Source organism: Stenotrophomonas indicatrix (genome assembly GCF_050573115.1).
In the GTDB taxonomy this organism is placed as follows: Bacteria; Pseudomonadota; Gammaproteobacteria; order Xanthomonadales; family Xanthomonadaceae; genus Stenotrophomonas; species Stenotrophomonas lactitubi_A.
In genome coordinates this window covers 206,261-228,341 of the sequence record NZ_JBNYZT010000009.1, presented here as the reverse complement: position 1 = coordinate 228,341, position 22,081 = coordinate 206,261, and the positions used below count along the sequence as shown (strand labels likewise).

At 65.4% G+C, this 22,081-nt stretch carries 18 protein-coding genes; 1 reads left to right on the top strand and 17 read right to left on the bottom strand.

The features are described 5' to 3' along the window. The 7 genes from ACQ5SA_RS19645 to ACQ5SA_RS19615 all read right to left on the bottom strand — a co-directional run. The coding region (locus ACQ5SA_RS19645) for an ESPR-type extended signal peptide-containing protein (RefSeq protein ID WP_499315653.1) at positions 1 to 2,668 on the bottom strand (2,668 nt) is incomplete at its 3' end. Positions 2,669 to 2,722: 54 nt separating this feature from the next. Further along, positions 2,723 to 3,427, bottom strand: a complete 705-nt coding sequence (locus tag ACQ5SA_RS19640) for a pilus assembly protein (protein WP_353099067.1) — start codon at positions 3,425 to 3,427, stop codon at positions 2,723 to 2,725. 17 nt (positions 3,428 to 3,444) lie between these two features. Then, positions 3,445 to 4,578 (bottom strand): CblD like pilus biogenesis initiator family protein, encoded by a 1,134-nt coding sequence (locus tag ACQ5SA_RS19635; RefSeq protein ID WP_499315651.1) that lies wholly within the window; start codon positions 4,576 to 4,578, stop codon positions 3,445 to 3,447. Then, positions 4,575 to 7,298: a TcfC E-set like domain-containing protein gene (locus tag ACQ5SA_RS19630; protein ID WP_499315650.1), complete on the bottom strand. Its 2,724-nt coding sequence runs from the start codon at positions 7,296 to 7,298 to the stop codon at positions 4,575 to 4,577. The genes ACQ5SA_RS19635 and ACQ5SA_RS19630 overlap by 4 nt, the downstream gene beginning before the upstream one ends. A gap of 51 nt (positions 7,299 to 7,349) precedes the next feature. Continuing rightward, positions 7,350 to 7,856, bottom strand: a complete 507-nt coding sequence (locus tag ACQ5SA_RS19625) for a CS1 type fimbrial major subunit (protein WP_499315649.1) — start codon at positions 7,854 to 7,856, stop codon at positions 7,350 to 7,352. 292 nt (positions 7,857 to 8,148) lie between these two features. After that, a complete protein-coding gene (locus ACQ5SA_RS19620; RefSeq protein ID WP_499315647.1) occupies positions 8,149 to 8,514 on the bottom strand; it encodes a NirD/YgiW/YdeI family stress tolerance protein in 366 nt (121 codons plus the stop codon). Positions 8,515 to 8,623: 109 nt separating this feature from the next. Continuing rightward, positions 8,624 to 9,391, bottom strand: coding sequence for an alpha/beta fold hydrolase (locus tag ACQ5SA_RS19615; RefSeq protein WP_499315646.1), 768 nt, complete (start codon positions 9,389 to 9,391; stop codon positions 8,624 to 8,626). Positions 9,392 to 9,484: 93 nt separating this feature from the next. Between ACQ5SA_RS19615 and ACQ5SA_RS19610 the strand changes: the two genes are divergently transcribed. Next, complete coding sequence (locus ACQ5SA_RS19610; RefSeq protein WP_230113011.1) at positions 9,485 to 10,258, top strand: AraC family transcriptional regulator; 774 nt, start codon at positions 9,485 to 9,487, stop codon at positions 10,256 to 10,258. Between the two features lie 237 nt (positions 10,259 to 10,495). Here the strand turns inward: ACQ5SA_RS19610 and ACQ5SA_RS19605 are convergent, their stop codons facing one another. The 10 genes from ACQ5SA_RS19605 to ACQ5SA_RS19560 all read right to left on the bottom strand — a co-directional run bounded on the left by ACQ5SA_RS19605 (position 10,496) and on the right by ACQ5SA_RS19560 (position 21,983). Next, positions 10,496 to 11,596 (bottom strand): hypothetical protein, encoded by a 1,101-nt coding sequence (locus ACQ5SA_RS19605; RefSeq protein WP_499315644.1) that lies wholly within the window; start codon positions 11,594 to 11,596, stop codon positions 10,496 to 10,498. Positions 11,597 to 11,871: 275 nt separating this feature from the next. Further along, on the bottom strand, positions 11,872 to 13,149 hold the full coding sequence (locus ACQ5SA_RS19600; RefSeq protein WP_447945510.1) for a citrate synthase: 1,278 nt from the start codon (positions 13,147 to 13,149) through the stop codon (positions 11,872 to 11,874). Between the two features lie 296 nt (positions 13,150 to 13,445). Next, entirely contained in the window at positions 13,446 to 13,688 is a 243-nt protein-coding gene (locus ACQ5SA_RS19595) for a type B 50S ribosomal protein L31 (protein ID WP_006389217.1), read from the bottom strand. A gap of 87 nt (positions 13,689 to 13,775) precedes the next feature. Beyond that, on the bottom strand, positions 13,776 to 14,714 hold the full coding sequence (locus ACQ5SA_RS19590) for a nucleoside hydrolase (RefSeq protein ID WP_499315642.1): 939 nt from the start codon (positions 14,712 to 14,714) through the stop codon (positions 13,776 to 13,778). 382 nt (positions 14,715 to 15,096) lie between these two features. Next, positions 15,097 to 17,208 carry an ATP-dependent DNA helicase RecG gene (gene recG, locus ACQ5SA_RS19585; protein ID WP_499315641.1) on the bottom strand — a complete coding sequence of 704 codons (2,112 nt, stop codon included), beginning with the start codon at positions 17,206 to 17,208 and terminating at the stop codon, positions 15,097 to 15,099. Between the two features lie 6 nt (positions 17,209 to 17,214). Continuing rightward, complete coding sequence (locus ACQ5SA_RS19580; RefSeq protein WP_025874214.1) at positions 17,215 to 17,601, bottom strand: RidA family protein; 387 nt, start codon at positions 17,599 to 17,601, stop codon at positions 17,215 to 17,217. 183 nt (positions 17,602 to 17,784) lie between these two features. Then, the gene (locus tag ACQ5SA_RS19575; protein ID WP_165377991.1) at positions 17,785 to 19,947 is read right to left on the bottom strand and encodes a RelA/SpoT family protein; all 2,163 of its coding nucleotides are present in this window, start codon (positions 19,945 to 19,947) and stop codon (positions 17,785 to 17,787) included. Positions 19,948 to 20,053: 106 nt separating this feature from the next. After that, a complete protein-coding gene (rpoZ, locus tag ACQ5SA_RS19570) occupies positions 20,054 to 20,353 on the bottom strand; it encodes a DNA-directed RNA polymerase subunit omega (RefSeq protein WP_230113270.1) in 300 nt (99 codons plus the stop codon). A 110-nt stretch (positions 20,354 to 20,463) separates the two neighbouring features. Then, positions 20,464 to 21,126 (bottom strand): guanylate kinase, encoded by a 663-nt coding sequence (gene gmk, locus ACQ5SA_RS19565; RefSeq protein ID WP_346586363.1) that lies wholly within the window; start codon positions 21,124 to 21,126, stop codon positions 20,464 to 20,466. Further along, entirely contained in the window at positions 21,123 to 21,983 is an 861-nt protein-coding gene (locus ACQ5SA_RS19560; RefSeq protein ID WP_499315639.1) for a YicC/YloC family endoribonuclease, read from the bottom strand. Before ACQ5SA_RS19560 ends, gmk begins: the two co-directional genes overlap by 4 nt. Positions 21,984 to 22,081 lie beyond the last annotated feature (98 nt).

The following is a 22,081-nucleotide window of genomic DNA, read 5'->3' as shown; positions in this document are numbered from 1 at the left end:
TCGCATTGAGCTGCTTGCCGCTCACCGCTTCGGTGCTACTGGTGCTGAGCGTTGCGTCAGCCACGCCCGTCAGCTTGCGACTGGCATTGGACTTGTTGCGCACGTCCAGCACCGTACCCGTGTTTTCACCACCCAGGCGTACGTTGCCCGTGGCCGATACCTGGCTGACCAACCCACCGAGCACCTCCACTTTGCCCAGCGCATTATCGGCGGTCGTCCTGGCAGCGTTGGCCGTCGTCTGCGCGCTGGTGGCCGTGGTGCGAACCGACGCCACTTCCACGTTCGTCGCATTGAGCTGCTTGCCGCTCACCGCTTCGGTGCTACTGGTGCTGAGCGTTGCGTCAGCCACGCCCGTCAGCTTGCGACTGGCATTGGACTTGTTGCGCACGTCCAGCACCGTACCCGTGTTTTCGCTACCCAGGCGCACGTTGCCTGTGGCCGATACCTGGCTGACCAACCCACCGAGCACCTCCACTTTGCCCAGCGCATTATCGGCGGTCGTCCTGGCAGCGTTGGCCGTCGTCTGCGCGCTGGTGGCCGTGGTGCGAACCGAAGCTACTTCCACATTCGTCGCGTTGAGCTGCTTGCCGCTCACCGCCTCGGTGCTGCTGGTGCTGAGCGTTGCATCAGCCACGCCCGTCAGCTTGCGGCTGGCATTTGACTTGTTACGCACGTCCAGCACCGTACCGGTGTTTTCGCCACCCAGGCGTATGTTGCCCGTGGCCGATACCTGGCTGACCAATCCACTGAGCACATTCGCTTTGCCCAGCGCATTATCGGCGGTCGTCTTGGCAGCGTTGGCCGTCGTCTGCGCGCTGGTGGCAGTGGTGCGCACCGACGCCACTTCCACGTTGGTCGCGTTGAGCTGTTTGCCGGTCACCGCCTCCGTGCTGCTGGTGTTAAGCGCACCATCGGCCACGTTGACGATCTTTCGCTTGACCGCAGTGCTGCCCACCGAGACCTGGTTCGCCGCCGTGCTCTGGGAGCCACTGCCCAGCGCCACGCTGCCGGTGTGCGCAGCAACCGCACGGTCGCCCAGCGCCACGGCGCTTCCTGCACTCGCCTTTGCCAGATTGCCCAAGGCTACCGCGTAAGTGCCCGAAGCCGATGCTTCACGGCCTACCGCAGTCGCCTGGCCTGCGGTGGCGCTGGCGTTGTGGCCCACCGCAGTAGAGTGAATGGAGGCTGCGTTGGCATCATTGCCCAACGCCACCGCACGGTCGCCAATGGCGCTAGCACGCAAGCCAGCAGCCAGAGCACCGTTACCACTGCGGCTGCGCGCGCCGATGGCGATCGAACCACCTGCAGTGCTCTTGTCGCCATTGACGTCTACGCCAGCCCGTGCGTCAGCGCCCAATGCGACGCTGTTGGCGTTGTAGGCCTTCGCACTGGATCCTACTGCCGTGCTGGCGGTTGCTCCGCTTCCCTCTGCGGCAGCTGATTGGCCAATGGCAACGGCCGCAGCGTTGAGTCTCGCAGTGGCGGCCTCAATCTGTTGGTTGGTGGCAAAGAGCTGCTGACCGGTTACCGCATCGGTGCTGGATGTACTCAGGGTACCGTTACGGATGCCGTTGAGGTAACGGACCGCACCGCTGCGGTTCTTGAAGTTCACCGCTGAGCCCGTGTTCTCCTTGCCAACACGCAACTCGCTTGCCGCCGAAGTCTGCGTGACCATGTTGCCGACCGCGTCGATGCGCATGTTGGTCGCGTACAACTGTTTCCCCGTGACCGCATCGGTGCTTGCGCTCGTCAGTCGAGCGTCGGCGACGTTGACGATGCGACGTCTGTTACCGGAACTTCCGACAGAAACCGAGTTGGACTCGGTCGCTTCGGCGTTGACTCCGATCGCCACGGATCCCACAGCCGTCGCCTTTGCGGCGTGCCCCAGCGCGACACCGTTGTAGTCCGCTTTTGCGTTGCCACCCAGCGCGACCGCACCGGTATAGCCAGCCGACCCCGCAGAGGCGTTGCCACCAATGGCGATGCGTGAGCTGCCGGCTGCGGAGGCCACGGTATCTGCGCCGCTGCCGATTGCAATGGAATTCAACGAGGAAGCTTTGGCGTCATGCCCGAGCGCGACAGCACCGATGCCTTGTGCGTTGGCGAAAGTGCCAAGGGCCACCGAATAGCCCCCAGTATCGGCAGCCGCGCTGTAGCCCACCGCTACGCTATGCGTGCCTCGGGCTTCCGCGCTCTTGCCAACCGCCACGCTGTTGGCCCCGGCAGCTTCAGCTGCGTTGCCCACAGCCACGGTGTTCTGACCAAGAGCCTGGGTCCGGATGCCGACCGCCAGGGACTCAGTGCCGCTTGCGCGGGCCTCAGGCCCGACCGCCATGCTCTCGGCACCCGACGTGACGTTCCAGTCGGCGGCGGTGGTGTAGGCCACGACATCGCGCCGGAGCACGCGAAGTGCCTTCGTGTCGATTGCATTGCTTGCAGCATCGGCAAAAATCGAGTGAAGCGCATGAGGTGAATGGTCGTGCCACCAGACAGTGTCTTGTTCCGTGTGATCCTGCGCGGAAGCCACCAAAGGCATGAGCAAGGCAAAGGCGTAATGCCTATTCACGCGGCGCGCGCCGGCGCTCCCAGCGCAACCATGCGCCAGCTCGCTAACAACCACCCAACGCTGCCGAGTTCGATTCCATAAACGTCTATAGATGCGGTTCATGTGTATTCCTTTAGTTGATGAAGTGGAACAGCGCTTTCCCACCCGGGGAATGGATCAGATTTCGGACGGGGTAATGGTCTGCATGTGTTCGCGGTATCCATCCCGGGTCAGGCGATAGCGCAGCTGCACGGTGTTTCCCGGCGTGACGGTGAAGGGCAACGCGAGCGAGCTGCCCGGATACAGGCTGCGTGACAGGTCGTGAGCGGTGCAGCGGCTGCCCTCACAATCAGCGATGCTGGTGATGCCCAGGCGCAGAGTGCCGTCGTTGTACAGCGCACCGCCCTGCACCCGCGGCTGCACGGTACCTTGGGCCGGCAGCACATTGACCAGCGCGCCCCAGACCAGGTTTACACCGATGCTGGCCTGCGCACCGTCACCGCCCTCGATGCTGGTTTCCTCAGGCCCACGCACGCCCTCGAAATAGAGGCGGTAGGCTGTCTCGGCTTCCACGGGCTGTAGCGGAATCAACCGGATCAACCGGTTGCCGCCACCAGCCAGGGCAAATTTTCCGGGTGTGACGGCGATGGCCGCCTCACCCGGCTCGACCTCCACCTCGTGCTCTTGGTCGCTGGCCGGATCTACGATGCGCCGCAACGAGGCTTGGATGTACTGCGGTTGGGTGGACTGTGAATAGATGCGCATCTGGGTGCTGCGCTTGCCATCCACCGAGGCGCGCATCGGGTGCACGGTGAGATTGGCCTGGGCTGGCAACGCCAGCAGCAGCGTCAACGGGATGAGGCAGGCGGCGAGTCGTTTCATGCGGCTTCCTGGTGGGATCAGGGGGTGGTGGTGGGCACGCGCAGCTCCACCAGCAGCTCGCCGAAGTAGGTGCCGGCCTGCTGGGTGGAAATGGGGACGCGGGGAATATCGAAGGTGATCGGCGTGGGCACGCAGAACACCGGCTGGTTCATGCCCGGCAGCATCACCAGGCGCAACTGGGCACTGTCGATGCCATGCAGCTGCTGCTCCACGCCATTGGGCATTCGCACCGTCGCGCCGCTATGGGCGAGGCTGACGGTGTAGTCCAGGCGCCGCGTGTCGTCTGTGCCACCGTTGGTGTGCCAGAGCGAGTAGCCGCTGGGACCGGGGGGATGTCCGCCACGATCGCGGACCGTCACGCCGAGATACTGCGCCTGCGAACCGAGACCGTCGTACAGGCACATCTCCAGCACCGTGCGTCCACCCACGGTCTGCCCGATGGGGTCGTAGGCAGCGTTGAGCTGTACCAGCGGAGTAACGTTGTGAAATGCGGGGAAGTAGATCGAGACGGCGTTTCGATCCGTGATCGTAAGGTCGAACGTGAAGGTGAGCGTGGCCAGATCATGGAATCGCGGCGTCCGCACCTGTAGCTCCAACGTGGCAGACCAGACACCTGCGACCAACTTGCTGAGTTCTCTCTGGCTCAGGCTCAGTCGCCCACCCGTACCCACTGGCCAGTCGAATGCGCAATTTGCGCTGTAATGCGACCAAGGGGCGAAGATTCCGTCCTGCCAGAAGTCGCCAAGGCAGGACCGTCCAGAAAGCGCTCTCTGTACGCCACCTTGAACGGAAAGTTCGGTTCGCATTCCCGAACGACGCTCAGTGAACGTCAGTCTGATGTCTCGGAGCCCGAGCGATTGTTCAGCTGTGCCCTGCGTGGGACATGCCCCGCGGTCGCTATCAGACTGTGATCGACAGACCATGTGCAACTCACCGTACTCAAGTGCGCGATCAGTTTGGTGGTAGCCCAGCACGGTGCGCGGCGGCATAAGCTCCACATCAACAGGTACGGCCGAGCGATCCCACATCATCACGATGTTCTGCGTGGCACTCACCGGGTGGGTTTCCGGCGGCCGCTGCCCCCACGCCTTCGGCGTCACCAGCAGCGACGCCATCACCAGCATCACCGTCCACACACCACGCCGGTTCATGGCGTACCTCCGGCGGCGGCGGACTGCGGCACGGCGGCGATCAGCGCCTGCTCCTGCAACAGACGGGTGACCCTTGCCTGCTGGCGGATATCGGCGGGCAGCTGGGCCACGTTCAACGGCGCGCACTCCACCTGGCCCACCAGCATCACGACATTGCGGCGCTCGCGAACCTGCAGCGGGCACTGCAGCAGGCGGTCATCCTGCAGCAGGTACAGGGTACGTTCGCGGCGCGGGAAATCGGCGACGAAGCCGCCGTTGGCGCCGGTACCGGGCACCGGCGCATTGAGGATGCGGGCGCCGCGCAGTGGCGCGCCGGCGATGTCGCGGGCGCTGCCGATGAAGGTGTAGGTCACCTCGATCGGTACCGGCATCTGCACCAGCCGGCCGGGAGAGAGGAACAACGGCCGTGCGCCGCCCACCCCGGTCACGCGGATGGCGGCATCGCTGGTCAGCGCGCTGGCATCCTGCACTTCGGCACGGTGGGTCTGGTAGGCCGGCAGCGGCAGCAGGCGGCGCTCGCCCAGCGCCAGGCGCTGCCGGCGCAATCCGCCCACCTGCAGCTCGGCGGCCACGCCGGTCAGTTCCAGGTCGTCGGTGTCATCCACCTGTACGGCCAGGCCGGCCTCGGCGCCCAGGCCGCCGCCCCAGTAGAAGCCACGGCGGCCCAGCGCCAGCCCGGAGCTGTGCGTGGCGCTGTAGGCCATCTCGTTGCCGCCGCGCTGCTGGTAGTGCGCCAGGGTGGCGCCGGTGTGGCCGATGCTGTTCTGCAGCTGGGCACTGAGCGCTGCGCTGTAGCGGTCGTTGTTGTTGCCGCGCACATCCAGCGAGGCCTCACGGTATTGCGTATCCACTTCCTGGCGCACGGTCTGGCCGGCGCTGTAGTTGATGTCCGGCCGCAGGTGCTGCGGCTGCCGGTAGTCGATGCCATAGCGGCGTTGCGAACTACCCCGGTTGCCGCGTTGCAGCCGGGTCAGGCTGACGTTGAGGTAGATGCCGCGGTCGCGACCGACACGCAGGCTGCTGCGCGTATCCTGCTGCCACAGGCCGAGCCGGGTGGACACGCTGAACTCCTGCCAGCGCTGCACGCGGCTGTAGCTGGCCTGCCAGGTGCGGCTGAGCTGCGGCTCGCGCGTGTAGCGCTGCTGCCACGGGGGCAGCAGCGGGTCGAGCCCGGCCATCGGATCGTCGATGTCGCCCGGCAGCAGCGAGCCACGGCTCCAGGTCTGGCGGCGGGTATAGGCCATGTAGGCGCTGCCACCGGCAACCGGCAGCGCAACCGATGCGCTCAGCGAATCGGCGCAGCCCAGGCGGTCGCGCGCATCATCCTCGAACACACAGGCCTTGCCGCGTACCCGCTGCTGATAGAGATTCCACGAGGCGTGGCGGCGATAGGACACCTGATGCTGCTGGCCGGTGCTGCCATCACTGCCCTGCAGGCCGCTGAAGGTGGCACGGATGTCCTGAGTGTCGAAGGCATGGCGCAGGTCCACACGCAGTTCGCCATAGCTGAAGCCGCCGAGGTCGGCGACGCCCGCGGTGACCGCCGTGGCGCGGCCCAGTGGCACGCGCAGGCCGGCCATGGCGGCCATCTCGCCGTCGAAGCGGTCGCTGCGGCGCTCGTTGCGGCGGCCGCCCTGCAGGAACCACTGCACGCTGCTGTCGGTCCAGTCGCCGCCCTTATCGAACGGCGCGTCCTCGCTGCGCACCAGCTGGCCATCTTCGTAGACGCGCAGGGTGACGGTGTAGTTGCCGAACGGGAACCGGCGGGTGTCGAGCTGGTTGATGCCGGCCGGCAGGTAAAAGGTCTGCAGCAGGCGCTCGCCATCGAAGGCGTCCACCCGTGCATCGCGCGCCAGCAGCACGGTCAGTGGCAGCGCCTGCACGGCGGCATCGGCATCCACGTAGGCCTGGGTGGTACCCACGCGCAGGCCGGCGAAGCGATCCATCGGCAGCATGCTGAAACTGAAAGTGCCGCCCTGCGGGCTGGACAGGTTCCGGCGGTCCATGCGCCCGGCCTGCAGATAATGCTGCTGGCCCAGGTCATAGCGGTAATAGGCGTTGTCGAACTGGAAATCATCGTGGCGGCGGCCACCGCGGTACTGCTGGCTGTTGAAGTTCCAGTCCACGGCAATGTGGCCACGCTGCAGCACGCCCAGCGCACCCGCGCCTTGGGCGGTCAGTGCCTGGTAGCCGCGGCCGCCACTGAAATTGAGGGTCTGCTGGTGCAGGAACGCGTTCTCGGCGTTGCTGCTGACCTGATGGAAGCGCTCGGCGGCCGGCTCGGCCGCGATCCACTGGCGGGCGACGAACAGGCGCACGGCGCCCTCGCCTTCGTCATACAGGGCACGCACGGTGTTGGAGTCCTCGGGGGGATCGAGATAGCCACAGCCCGCACTGCCCCCGCCATAGCGGCAGGCGAGATGGCTGTTGCGCGGCAACGGCTGCGACAGCGCGGGCAGCAACGCCGCCTGCGCCTCGGGGGAAAGCTCCAGCGCCTGCAGCACCTGTGCCGGATCCTCCAGCTGCACGTGCTCCAGGGTCACGCGCACGGGCGACAGTCCGGCTGAAAGGCCGAACAGACGTACGTCGAGTTGTTCGATCTGGCCTTCGGCCAGTTCCTCGAAACCGACTGGAACGCCACGTGCCGTGGCCAGCGGGGTGGCCAATGACAAGGCAAGCGCGATCGCCAGCCGGGTGATGGCGGGTGCGTGAGCTTTCATGGGGGTTACTACCTGAAGCGGCCGGCCCGGGTGCCGGGCCGGCGCAGGGTGTTACGGGGTGCCGGTCTTCTGCACCATGGCGATGCTGACAATGCCCTCGTACTCGCCTGCCACGGTGATCGGCGCACGGGTGGCCTGGCCGATCTGCAGATCCATCACCACCGAGGCCCCCGGCAGCGCGCCGTCGTAGATATCCGAGGCGAGGAAGTCCTGTGCGGCAACCGTCAGGCGCTTCTTGTTGAGGCTGACCGCCAGCGGGATGGGCGTGCCGCCGCCGCTCCGCAGCACCAGCGACGGATCCGCGGTCAGGCGGACTGCGATGTCCTTGTCTTCATCGTTGGTGTAAATACGCACACGTTCGGTGTGGGCGTTCAAGCCCTGCCCCGGAATATGGGCAAGGGTGATCAGGTCCGGCAAGGCGCTGCCGTCGGCCTTCATCAGCGCCAGCGTGGTGTCCACATTGGTGTAGACCTTGATGTGGGATTCGGCGGCGTTGGCCGACAGCGAGACGGTGGCCAGCGCTGCAGCGAGCGCGGCCTTCTTGAGGATTGCGTGCATGGGTGTCTCTCTCGGACAGGGGGAATATGTAGAGCTCCCCTCCCAAGGAGTAAGGGAGGAAAGCGCCGCCCGTGAAGGTGGTCACGGGCGACGAGAGAATGGTAGGTAGGCCTACCGCATGTTGACCATTCAAGGATTCCTAAATAACTGAACGTTAAGAAGAATCCTTGAAGTCACTCAATGTTTAGGGGTTATGCAATCTTCCTCATGCCGCGTTTGCAACAACCCTCATTGCGGACATGCACTTTGCAGAGTCGAGCCATGCTCGACGTACGCCTGTACTACCGCCGCCTCAACGCGTGCTGACGATCCGCACATGATCCACGTCGATGTCGGTGGGCTTGAAGCGGTGCGTATCCACCTCGCCGTGCAGCTCCACCACGGTGGTCGCGCTGACGGCCTGGTGGCTGGGCAGATCCTTGTCGTCGATTTCCACACCGATCTCGCCAGTTGCGTCCTTGAAGCGGTAGCGCTCGTGGCCGATCTTGGCCACCAGCGTGCCCTGCAGCACCACAGGCTGGTCGTCACGCTGGTCGCGCGCCTCGGCAACCGTGGTGACTGCACTGGTGGCGCCCGGACCGGTGTACTGGGCGAAAGCCCCAGCGCTGAACAGGCTCAAGGAGGTGGCGATGAGCGCAAGGGTGAGTCGTCGGTTCATGGTGTTCTCCATACAGGGATAAGTGCCTTCAGGTTCTATCGCCTCGAATGTGATGCCCATGCAATAAATCCGAAAAGATCTGAAAACGACATCCCGTGGCAGAAACCATTCATCCCGGACCCGACGCCTCTTTCAGGAACGATTCCATGGCCGCCACCAGGGCCAGCGGCGTCTCGTTCATCGGGTAATGCCCGGCATCGGCCAGGACCTCCATCGTGGCCTGCCGGTAACGGCGCAGATAGGTGCGCTCCATCAATGCACGGTTGAAGGTGGGATCGTGGCCACCCACCAGCACCTTCAACCGATGATTGCCGACGATCTCATTGCTGAAATCGGTATCCGCCCAGGCTTGAAGATAGGCAGCAAATGCTGCAGGTGAAGCATGTGCCGCCGAGTACGCGGCCTTCCAGTCGAGCCATTGCGCAGGCAGCCGTCCGCCGGTACTGCGATCAATGATGGTCCGACGGATGCCGACGTCCCCGGCTGCCGCTTCAAGCAGGCTTCGCGTCGTGACATCGTAGGCAATGCCACCACAGGGCACCGGCGCGATGGCCACCATGCCGCGCACCCGTTCCGGCGCAAGTACCGCCATACGCTCAATGGCCATGCCACCCATCGAATGTCCTGCCACGCTGAAGCGCTCGTGGCCCAGGGCGGTCATCAGATCCAATGCATCGGCTGCAATTTCTCCGATGGTGCAGGCCCCCCGTGCATCACGCATGCCGCCGTAGCCCCGGCAGTCCATGAAGATGTAGCTGAAGTCGTTGCGCGACAGCCATGGCTCGATGGGCTCGAACGCGTGCGCGTCGCCGAACCAGCCATGCAGGACCAGGACAGGGTGCGATCCGTGCCCCACGCGATGAAAAGTATTGGCCATAGGGTTCCAGTGCAGTTGGGGGAATCCCCGATGCTAGGCAGCGCGCCTCAGTGGCGCCGTCGATGACGGGTCAATCGCTATAGAATCCGGGCCATGCGCAATTCGCTGCTTGATCCCTACGAAGACCTGCCACGCGATGTCGTGGTCACCTCGAACGACTACGCAGCGGAATCGACCTTTCCCCGCCATGCCCACCGGCGCGGACAGTTCGCGTTCGCTGCGCGCGGCACCATCAGTGTCGCCACGCCGCAGGGGCGCTGGCTGGTGCCTCCGCAGCGCGCCTGCTGGGTGCCTGCCGGCCTGGCGCATGAGATGACCATGCGGGGGCCGGTGACGATGCTCAACGCCTTCCTGTCTGCCGGGACGGCGACGGCGGTGGCGTTGCCAATGCAGTGCCGCGTGTATGCGGTATCGCCGTTGTTGCGGCAGTTGCTGGAGGCCGCAGTGGATCTGCCTGCGCTGTACGACGAGAACGGGCGTGAGGGCAAGCTGATGCAGTTGCTGGCTGCGGAAATCGCATCGATGCCGATGCTTTCCCTGCATGCACCGCTGCCTGTCGATGCGCGCCTTGCACGTGTCTGCCGTGCCCTGTTCGACACTCCCTCGCTGGCAGCGCGCCTCGATGACGTTGCCGCCGACGCAGGCATGAGCCGGCGCACGTTCACGCGCATGTTCCGCGCAGATACCGGGGTGGGTTTTGCCGAGTGGCGGCAGCAGGTGTGCCTGCTGGCGGCCATCGAGCGTTTGGCACAGGGACAGGCCGTGACCCGTATCGCCATGGACCTGGGGTATGCCAGCCCGAGTGCGTTTTCTGCGGCCTTCCGGCGTGTACTAGGGTGTTCGCCGAGCCGGTACGCGGAGGCGTAGTACCGGGCCCGCGTCTGGCTGCCGTGCGTGCTGTGCACGTGAGTCAAGCGTGGCTCGACGCTACAGATGCTCATGCGCACCTGGATGACATCAGGCCGCCTTGCGGCGGCCTGATGGGTCTCACTCAACAACACGTTCTCAGAAGAAGATCGCGTACAGGATCAGCAGCGGAATCGGTACGCCCAAGAACCAGAGCAGAAGCGTCTTCATGGCAGGTCTCCTTGCATCAGATGCGGGTTACAGGTCGCGGCGACGGCCGCCCCAGGTGGCGCTGAGGCTGGCGAAGAACGCGCCGATCAGCAGAGTGATGAACAGCCACAGCGCGGCATAGGCCGTTGCCTTGCGGGCATCGTCGGCAGCCTGCTTGGCGGTGGTCTTGGCCTTTTCCAGCGCAGCACGCATGCGGGTCTGCACGTCGGTCACGCGGGCCTGCGCTTCGGCGGGACTCATGCCCGTCTCGCGCGCGATCAACTGGGACAGGTACTGGGTATCGGCCGGGTCCAGGCCATCTCCCTGCAGACTGTTGATGATGATGCGGTTCACTTCGGCACGCACTTCGCGACGGTCACCCATCGGGCCATTGCCCGGCATCGGACGCGGCGGCGGCGGGGCCGTGCGCGCGTCACGTGGGCCAACGCTGGCGGCGACCGGGGGCGGCGGCGGTGCGGCAGGGTCCATCGGACCGCTGCCCGGCGCTGCGCCCGGTGCCGGCGGCACTGGAGATGCACCGGCGGCGTCCGGGCCCGGAGTGGTGGCATTACGGAACAGCGAATCCACCCAGTAGTTGAGGTCGCCTTCCTGACCGCCGGCAGCCGCGGTGCCGACACCGGCAGCAGCCACACCTGCGGTAGACACGGCGGCGCCTGCGGTGGCACCAGCCACCTTTGCGCCGGCGCCCAGCACGCCACCGATGGCCGAGGTCAGCAGGCCAGCAGTGAGCAGCGTGGCCACGGCCCACGACACAAAGCCGTGCGCGGTATCGCGGAAGTAGGTTTCATCGCCGTGGATCTGCGTCCACTTGGTGCGCAGGCGGCCTGCCAGATAGCCGCCCAGACCGGAGGCGGCCAGCGCGGTGAAGGTGAGCCACGCGACGCTGGTCCAGCCGAAGGTTTCCTTGGAGACGCCTTCGAACGACCACGGCGAGACCGAGGAGAGACCCAGGCCGACCCCCAGGATGAGCAGGATGAGGGAGAGTGCAGCGGCGGCAACGGCGCCGGCCAGGATCGCGCCCCAGGAGACGGCGCTTTCGCTGGTGGGTGGCACGATGGGAGTGGTGACGACAGTGGCGACGTCGTGACCAAGCGGGCCGCGCTCGGGCGGGTCGAATCGGGTACTCATGGGGTCGAACGCTCCATATCAGGTGCTGCGGGTGCAGCTGGCGTCCTGAGGCTGCGCGAGCGCTTGTGAAGCTGGTGAGACCCTTGAATCACGCGGTCTTGGCGCGGCGAACAGCGTGCCAACCAAAACAGAGGGCCGCAGTAGATCCACGCCATGCGTGAATGTTTTTTTGGCGGATGCCGAAGCATGCCAACCAAGGTTGGCATCTACCAAAAGCGAAGCAAAAAAACGCCCCGCGGATGCGGGGCGTCTTCAGCACAAACTATGCGGGGCGATCAGCCCTGGTAGTCGCGCACGTCGTGACCGGTGTAGACCTGGCGCGGACGGCCGATCTTCATTTCCGGGTCGACCTGCTGTTCCAGCCAATGCGAGACCCAGCCGGAAGTACGGCCCAGGGCGAACATGACGGTGAACATCTCGGTCGGGATCTGCAGCGCCTTGTAGATGATGCCGCTGTAGAAATCGACGTTCGGGTACAGCTTGCGGGCGACGAAGTACTCGTCCTGCAGCGCGGCCTGTTCCAGCTTCACGGCCACGTCCAGCAGCGGGTCCTGCACGCCCAGCTGCTTGAGCACCTTGCCGGTCATCTCACCGATGACCTTCGCGCGCGGGTCGAAGTTCTTGTACACGCGGTGGCCGAAGCCCATCAGGCGGAAGCCGGAGGTCTTGTCCTTGGCCTTGAGCACGGCCGATTCGACGTTGTCGGCCGAACCGATTTCTTCCAGCATCTTCAGCACGGCTTCGTTGGCACCGCCGTGAGCCGGACCCCACAGCGCGGTGACGCCAGCGGCGACCGACGCGTACGGGTTGGCACCGGTCGAACCGACCAGACGCACGGTCGAGGTCGAGGCGTTCTGCTCGTGGTCGGCGTGCAGGATGAACAGCAGGTCCAGTGCCTTGACCACATCCGGGTTCAGATCGTACTGGCCGTCAGCCGACTCGAAAGTCTGCTTCAGGAAGCGGCTGACGTAGTCCAGCGAGGTGTCCGGCTTGTTGGCCGGCAAGCCCTTGCCGTGGCGGTAGATCAGCGCCGACAGGGTCGGCACCTTGGCGATCAGGCGCACAGCAGCTTGGCGGCGCTGTTCGGCGTCGGACAGGTCCAGCGAGGCGTGGTAGATGCCCGACAGCTGCGCGATGGCGGCGGTCAGGATGGCCATCGGATGAGCATCCTTGGCGAAGCTGCCGATCAGGGTGTTGATCGACGCATCGACGTTGGCTTCGGCCGCCAGCTCGTCGGTGAAGGCCTTCAGCTGCTCGGCGCTCGGGCGCTCGCCGTTGATCAGCAGGTAGGCCACTTCGACGTAGCTCGACTTCTCCGACAGCTGCTCGATCGGGTAGCCGCGATACAGCAGCACGCCCTTGTCGCCGTCGATGTAGGTGATGGCGGACTTGCAGCTGGCCGTCGCGGTGAAACCGGAATCGTAGGTGAAATACCCCGTTTCCTTGGTCAGCTTCGCGATGTCGACGCAGTCGTTGCCGAGGGTGGGTTTGATGACGGGCAGAACGACCGACTTATCGCCGGCGTTGAGCGTGACCTGATCAAGATCGGACACTGTGTGCGCTCCTTCATGGGAAGGCGCCTGCCCAAGCGCATTGGTCAGGCACGTGAATGACGTCCTCGGCCTGTGCCGGGGATCAGGTCATTATCGCACAGCAGCATTTGCCGGGCGCTAGACAGAAGTCGTAGACGACAGGCAGCCGGCACCCTGCCAGCGAGCGGCCGGGATCGGCAAACGCGTTGTCACAAGGACGCAGTGTTCCGTCCATCCAAACGCCCGTTGGGTAGGCGCTGGACAAAAACAAACGGCCGCGCAGAGCGCGGCCGTCGGTTCGAACCGGGTACGACGTATCAGCGCGCGTAGCGCTTCTGGAACTTGTCGATACGACCCGAGGTGTCGATGACCTTGTGCTTGCCCGTGTAGAACGGATGCGAAGCCGAGGAAATTTCAACCTTCACCAGCGGGTAGTCGTTGCCGTCTTCCCACTTGATGGTTTCCTTCGTGCTCATGGTCGAGCGGGTCAGGATCTTGAAATCGGAGGTGACGTCATGGAAGACGACGTCGCGGTAGTTCGGATGGATATCGGCCTTCATGGGCTCACACCGTAAATGGGCTGGTGGTCAAGAGCGGCATTATAAGCACTGGTTGCCGCCCGGGGCAACCAGTGCGGGGGTCGAACTTCAGTCCGCGCCCAGGGCCTGTCTTACCAGGGCCTCGAAACGCCCCTGGTCGTAGGCCATCAGCAGATCACAGTTGTCCGGCTGGCCGGTCTGCCGGTTCCAGTCGACAATGGTCGCGCCGCGGCTGAACGTGCCGTTCAGCTCTACATTCAGCGGTCGCGACTCGACCTGCAGCTGCCCTTCCGGGTTCAGCGCCCAGGCCATGGCCAGCGCATCGGCGGTGTACCAGCGGCCGCCCTTGCTGTCTTCGGACAGGCCCCGGGTCTTGCGCGAAATCAGCTCATAGAAGCGTGCGCGATCGGAATCGGCGCGCAGCCACTGCTCTGCGTCGGCCAACGGCAGGCCATGGGCAACGGTAGCTTCCCAATCCGACACCAGCAGGTGGGGGAACGAGGTGAACACAACGTGCGCCGCTTCCGGATCGAAGGCGATGTTGAATTCTGCGGCCGGGGTGATATTGCCGTGGCAGGTGACTGCACCGCCCATCACCACGATGCGCTTGATGCGCTGGGGCAGCGTCGGGTCGAGCTTCAGGGCCAGCGCCAGGTTGGTCAGCGGGCCGAGCATCACCAGCATCAGTTCGCCGGCATGTTCGTGCGACAAACGCAGGATCGCCAATGCGGCATGTTCGGCGTCGGCCTGGCGGCTGGGCGGCGGCAGATCGACGTCGCCGTAGCCGTCGCGGCCATGCACGTGGGCGGCGTCAACGGACGGATGCAGCAGCGGATCGGGGCTGCCGGCGAACACCGGCACGTCGGCGCGGCCGACGATGTCGCAGAGCTTGAGGGCGTTGCGGACGGTGTACTGCAGGCCTACGTTGCCGGCGGCGATGGTCAGGGCGACCACGTCATGCCGTTCATCGGCGAAGGCCATCAGCAGGGCCAGTGCGTCGTCGACACCGGGGTCGGTATCGATCAACAGCGGGATCTTCTTGGTCATCGTTGCCGTCTTCAGATCGGCAACGAAGTGTGGACCGGGAAGATGACCGTTGCAAGTATCGGCCGGGCTGCGCCCGGCACCCGCAGAATCAACGTCAACGTCAACGTCAAAAGCTCGGTTCCGGGGAATGGCGGGGTGGGTCCGGTGGCGGGGGACGCCGTGAATCCATCCATGGAGGCTTGGCCGCGGCATCCATGCCGCGGACACCCCCGCCACCGGACCCACCCCGCCTTCGACAGATTTCTGCGATCTGCCGGAACGGCGTCCTGCTCTGGTAGGTGTCGACCTTGGTCGACACGGTAGATCCACGCCATGCGTGGATGAGGGTCGCGGATGCGGGGTCAGAGCACTTTGCGCGGCAAAGGGATCCGACCCCAACCGATCAGGCCGAGGCGTACCGCACGGCGGTGCCGATCCAGCGCTGCACCACGCGATCTGCCAGCGCCGGTTGCTGCGCCAGCAACCGTTCGGCTAGTTCATGCACACCTGGCAGCAGGCCCGCATCGCGCGCAAGATCGGCGATGCGGAAACCGGCCAGGCCGGTCTGGCGGGTGCCCAGCAGTTCGCCGGGACCGCGCAGTTCCAGATCCTTCTCGGCGATGACGAAACCGTCGTTGGTTTCGCGCATGGTCTGCAGGCGCTCGCGCGCCATCTGCGAAAGCGGTGCCTGGTACAGCAGCACGCAACGCGACACCGCCGAACCACGGCCTACACGGCCACGCAGCTGATGCAGCTGGGCCAGGCCCAGGCGCTCGGCATTCTCGATCACCATCAGCGAGGCATTGGGCACGTCCACGCCGACTTCGATCACAGTGGTCGCTACCAGCAGATCGATGTCACCGGCCTTGAACGCGACCATCGTCGCCAGCTTCTCGGCCGCTTTCAGCCGGCCATGCACCAGCCCCACGCGCACGCCGGGCAGCAGCGCCTGCAGCGATTCGTAGGTGGCCTGCGCGGGCGTGGCATCCAGTTCTTCACTTTCTTCGATGAGCGTGCATACCCAATAGACCTGCCGCCCTTCCTGGCAGGCCAGGGCGATGCGCTCGATCAGCTCGGGGCGACGATCATTGTTGAGTGCAACGGTCTGCACCGGCGTGCGGCCCGGCGGCAGTTCGTCGATGGCCGATACATCCAGGTCGGCATACTCGGACATCGCCAGCGTGCGCGGAATCGGCGTGGCGGTCATCACCAGCTGGTGCGGCACGTTGTTGCCGCCCTTGCCCTTGTCGCGCAGCGCAAGCCGCTGATGCACGCCGAAGCGGTGCTGCTCATCGACGATGGCCAAGGCCAGATCCTGGAACACCACGGCCTCCTGCATCAGCGCGTGGGTACCGACCACCACCTGTGCCTCGCCATTGGCGACCTGTTCCATGACCTTCGCGCGCGCCTTGCCGGTGACCTTGCCGGCCAGCCAGGCAATGCGTACGCCCAGCGGCTCCAGCCAGCCGCGCAGGTTGTTGAGATGCTGTTCGGCCAGCAGTTCAGTGGGTGCAGCCAATGCCACCTGCTTGCCCTGCTCCACCGCCAGCATCGCCGCCAACGCGGCCACTACTGTCTTGCCCGAGCCGACGTCGCCCTGCACCAGCCGCAGCATCGGGCTGGGGCGCGCGAGGTCTTCGCGGATCTGCTTGAAGACGCGTGCCTGCGCGCCGGTCAACGCGAATGGCAGCTGCTTCAGCAGCGCCTTGGCCAGCTTGCCGGGGCCGGCCAGCGGCGGCGCGTGATGCGCCTGCAGCGCGATGCGCTGACGACGCAGGCTGAGGTGGTGGGCAAGCAGTTCTTCCATCGCCAGCCGCCGCTGCGCAGGATGGGTGCCAGCCGCGAGTGCAGCCAGATCGGCATCCGGCGGCGGCTGATGAACGGTCAGCAGCGCACTGCGCAGTGATGGCAGGCCGAGGCCATCGAGCCAGCCTGTCGGCAGCAGTTCCAGCGTGCTTTCTTCGGGCAGGCGATCAAGCGCCTGGCCGATCAGCTTGCGCATGGTCATCGGGCCGACGCCTTCGACGGTGGGATACACCGGGTCGAGGCGATCGCCGAGTTCGGGATCGTCATTGCGCCCCAGCACCTGGTAACTGGGATGGACGATTTCCAACCCCAGGTGCCCCGGCTTGGGCGTGCCGAAGCAGCGCAGGCGATTGCCGACCGCGAACTGGCCGACCTGCTGCTGGCGGAAATGGAAGAAGCGCAGCACCAGGGTGCCCTGCCCTTCGTCCTCCACCGCTACCTTCAACATCGGCCGGTAGCGCATGCCGCGCTCGACGGCGATCACCCGCACTTCCACCTGCGCCGGAATGCCGTTGCGCAGTTCTTCGATGCGGGTCAGCCGGGTGCGGTCTTCATAGCGCAGCGGCAGGTGCAGCCAGAGATCCTGCAGGGTGGCCAGGCCACGCGCCTGCAGCTTGGCGGCCACGGCCGGACCGACGCCGGCGAGCATCGCAAGCGATGCTTCACCGGACGGTGCCAGTGCCGGGGTGACCGCCGCCTTGCGTGCCACGTGGGGTCAGTCGATGACCATCACTGCGTCGACCTCGAAGTTGGCGCCCTTCGGCAGGCCGGAGACTTCGATGGTGGAACGGGCCGGGAACGGGGCCTGGAAGTAGTCCTGCATGACAGCGTTGACCTTGGCGAATTCAGCCAGGTCGGTCAGGTACAGGCCGAGGCGCACGACCTTGTCCAGCGAACCGCCCGCGGCTTCGGCCACGGCCTTGAGGTTGTCGAAGGCGCGACGGGCCTGTGCTTCGACGTCACCCACGCCGACGATGTCGCCGGTGGCCGGGTCGAGCGGAATCTGGCCGGAGAAATACACGGTGTTGCCGGCGCGCACGGCCTGCGAGTACGGGCCGATGGCGGCCGGGGCCTTTTCGGTGTTGATGATCTGGCGGGACATGGGTCGCTCCGGTGCGTTGGGGGAAAACAGAGCGGTGATTGTACCGGGTGGGGGCAATGTAGGCGGGGTCGGATCCGTTTCCCATCAGGAAACGGCTCTGACCCCGTGCATGTAATCGGATCACGCGATGGGGTCAGAGCCCTCTCCGTTGGAGAGGGATCCGACCCCGGATTCGAAGCAGGGTTACTGGCGGCGAACGGCCTGCACGACCGACAGGCGGCGCAGGCGACGCATCACTTCGGCCAGGTGGTTGCGGTCGCGTACCTGGATGTTGAACGCCAGCACCGCGGCATTGAAATCGCGGTCCAGGTAATCCACGCGCTCGATGTTGGAATGGCTCTGCGCGATTGCCGCAGCCAGCTGTGCGAGCACGCCGGTACCGTTCTCCACTTCCACCACCAGCGAGGTGTCGTAGTCGCCGGATACGGTGGTGTCCCAACCGATCAGCACCCAGCGCTCGGGCGACTTGCGCAGTTCGGCCAGGTTCGGGCAATCCATGCGGTGCACCACGATGCCCTTGCCGGCGGTGTGGTAACCCATGATGTCGTCGCCCGGAATCGGCTGGCAGCAGCCGGCGAATGTGACCACGCCACGCTCGCTGCCGTTGATCAGGATTTTTTCCTGCGAGCTGTGGCGCGAATGTGGCCCGCCGCGCAGTTCAGCGTACGCCATCAGCGCCTGTGCGGCCTGGGTCGGCATCCAGTTGCCCAGCGCGACTTCAGCCAGCAGGGCCTCCAGGCGCGGGAACCGATGTTCGGCAAGGAAGGCATCCAGACGGCCCTTCGGCAGGCGCTCCAGCGAGCTGTCCATCGCCTCCAGCGCGCGATCTAGCATGCGGTGGCCCAGCTGCACGGCATCTTCGTGCTCCAGCTGCTTGAGCTGGTGGCGGATGGCGGTGCGTGCCTTGCTGGTGACCACGAACTCCAGCCACTGCGGCTTGGGCGTGGCCGAGCGCGCGGTGATGATCTCCACCGACTGGCCCGACACCAGCTTGGTACGCAGCGGCACCAGTTTCTTGTCCACGCGCGAGGCCACGGCCATGTTGCCGACATCGGTATGCACGGCATAGGCGAAGTCGAGCGCGGTGGAATTGCGCGGCAGCGCCAGGATCTTGCCCTTCGGCGTAAACAGATAGACCTCGTCCGGGAACAGGTCGACCTTGACGTTGTCGAGGAATTCCAGCGAGGAACCGGCGGCACGCTGCGAATCGATCAGTTCGACGATCCAGGCATGCGCACGGCTCTGCGCGCTGTTGGGCGAGTCACCGCCGAACTTGTAGGTCCAGTGCGCAGCCACGCCGCGCTCGGCGATCAGGTCCATCTCTTCGGTACGGATCTGCACTTCGATCGGCGAGCCGTACGGGCCGAACAGCACGGTATGCAGCGACTGGTAACCGTTGGCCTTGGGGATCGCGATGAAATCGCGGAAGCGCCCATCCAGCGGTTTGAAGGCCGCATGCACCGCACCCAGCGAGTGGTAGCACTGTGGCACACCGCGCACGACCAGGCGGAAGCCGAACACGTCCATCACCTGGTCGAAGGATTTGTTCTCGTCGCGCATCTTGTTGTAGATGCTCCACGGGGTCTTGATGCGGCTGACCAGACGGTGTTCGATGCCCTCCTTGGCCAGGCGCTGCGACAGCTGCACTTCCACCTGCGCCAGCGCCTCGCGGCGCACCACCGGCTGACTGCGGATGTGCTTTTCCAGGATCGCATGGCGCCAGGGATACAGCGCCTTGAACCCCAGGTTCTGCAGTTCGCTCTTGACCAGGCTCATGCCAAGTCGCTGCGCGATCGGGGCGTAGATCTCCAGCGTCTCGCGGGCGATGCGGCCGCGCGCTTCGCGGCTCTGCGCGCCCAGCGTGCGCATGTTGTGCAGGCGGTCAGCCAGCTTGATCATGATCACGCGCAGGTCGCGCGACATCGCCAGCAGCATCTTGCGGAAGCTTTCAGCAGCCGCTTCCTGGCGGTCGCGGAACTTCAGCTTGTCCAGCTTGGTGACGCCGTCCACCAGTTCGGCCACGGCTTCACCGAACTCGGCCGACAGGGCCTCGCGGGTCAGCGGGGTGTCTTCGATGGTGTCGTGCAGGATCGCGGCGATCAGCGCTTCCACGTCCAGACCGAGCTCGGCCAGCACCTGGGCCACGGCCACCGGATGGGTGATATAGGGCTCGCCCGACTTGCGCGTCTGCCCAGCGTGCGCGGAGGCACCGACTTCCCACGCACGGCGCAGCAGCGGCAGCTGCTCGGGCGGCAGGTAGTGGGCGGCGCGTTCGAGCTGGAGGACGTAATCGGGTACGGCGGCAGCGGGGACTGCGGCGACCTTGGCAGTGGGGCCTGGGTTCATGGCCAAAGCCTATGCCAGCGCGACGTTTACGGCAAACCCTGAATGCGAAACAGCCCGCACGGGGCGGGCTGTTCGGCGTATCCAGCGATGACGTTGATCGATGCGATCAATCGTCGTTCTTGGACATGTCTTCGTCGGCGACCACTTCAGCGGCGGCCCACTCCAGCGCTTCACGCTCGGCGCGCTCGCGCTCGGACTTCTCGACTTCGTCGATCAGCGCGTTGTCGATCCTGCGGGCGGCGATCTCGCGCAGCGCCAGCACGGTCGGCTTGTCCTCGGTCTCGCTGTTGTCCAGCGTGGCCTGCACGCCATTGGCGAGCTGACGGGCGCGCTTGGAGGCCATCATCACCAGCTCGAAACGGTTGTTAACGACTTCCAGGCAATCTTCTACGGTAATGCGGGCCATACGGGCTCCCGGCGACCGGTCGGCCGCTCAGTCGAATGAGGGAAAGGGGACGGAGTGTACTGGCAGGGGCTGGACAAAATCAAGCCAACCCCCACCGGACCCTTTATGAATCAATCAGTTGAACTCGCATCCGGGGTCAACAGGGCCTGGATCAGGCCGGCATGGCGGACCTTCTGGGCCTCCCGGCGCAGGCGGCTGGCGGTGAAGATCGCGCACAGCTCATCCACGGCGGTGTCGAACACTTCATTGACGATGACGTAGTCGAACTCATTGAAGTGCAGCATTTCATCGCGGGCGGCACCCAGACGCTGGGCGATGACCGCCTCGCTGTCCTGGCCGCGCTTGCGCATGCGGTCCTGCAGGGCCTGCTTGGACGGCGGCAGGATGAACACCGTCACCGTGCCCGGCACCAGCTGGCGCACCTGCTGCGCGCCCTGCCAATCGATTTCCAGCAGCACGTCCTGGCCGGCGTTCAGCTGCGGCTCCACCGACTGGCGGGCGGTGCCCTTCCAGTCGCCATGCACCCAGGCATGTTCGAAGAAGTCGCCGGCAGCGATCATCTCCTCGAACTTTTCCGCGCTGACGAAGTGGTAGTGCTGGCCGTTGATTTCACCCGGGCGCATGGCCCGCGAGGTGAACGAGATCGACAGGGCGATCTGCGGGTCGCGCGCCAGGGTGGCGTTGACGATGCTGCTCTTGCCGGCGCCGGAGGGCGCGGCAACGATGTACAGCGTGCCGCGTGCGATCGCGGCCGGGGGCGTGGAAATGCTCATTCGATGTTCTGCACCTGCTCGCGGATCTGGTCGATCAGCACCTTCAGTTCGACCGCGGCATTGGACGTGCGGCTGTCCACCGACTTCGAGCCCAGCGTGTTGGCCTCACGGTTGAACTCCTGCAGCAGGAAGTCCAGGCGGCGGCCAACCGGTTCACGCTGCTTGAGCACGCGGCGGATCTCGACGATGTGGCTGGACAGGCGATCCAGCTCCTCGTCCACGTCCAGCTTCTGCAGCCACATCACCAGTTCCTGCTCGGCGCGGCCCGGATCGACCGGATGCGGCAGGTCGGCCAGGCGGGCGGCGAGCTTGGCGCGCTGACCGTCGCGAATGGCTGGAATCAGCGTACGGACCTCGCCGGCGATGCGCTCGATGGCATCCACGCGCTCGGCGATGGCGGTGGCCAGCGTATTGCCTTCACGCTCGCGGGCGGCGATGAAGCCATCCAGTACCTGGTCCAGCAGCGCCAGTGCTTCGACCTGCAGGGCCGCGGCATCGGTGGCCTCGCCCTGGGTGACGCCCGGCAGCTGCAGCAGATCAGTGAAGCTGACCTGCAGGTTGGGGAAATCGGAGGTCAGGCGGTGCGCCAGCTGGCCCAGTTGGCCCAGCAGCACCTCGTTGATCTGCAGGCTGGCAGCCGATTCCGGCGCGCGCAGGCGCATCACCAGATCCAGCTTGCCACGGCTCAGGCGCGCGGAAATGCGCTCGCGCAGCTGCGGTTCCAATGCGCGCAGTTCCTCGGGCAGGCGGGTGCCCACTTCCAGGAACCGGTGGTTGACCGAGCGCAGCTCGCAGCCCAGCGTTCCCCACGTGGTGGAACGCTCGCCGCCGGCATAGGCCGTCATGCTTCGAATCATGGATGTATCCGGTGCTTGCAAAGGGGGAATGGTACCCTAGCGGTCTCTTTTGAGCCCCTTTCCCCGCCCCGTGAAGGCCGCGGGGATGGTGGCGTACT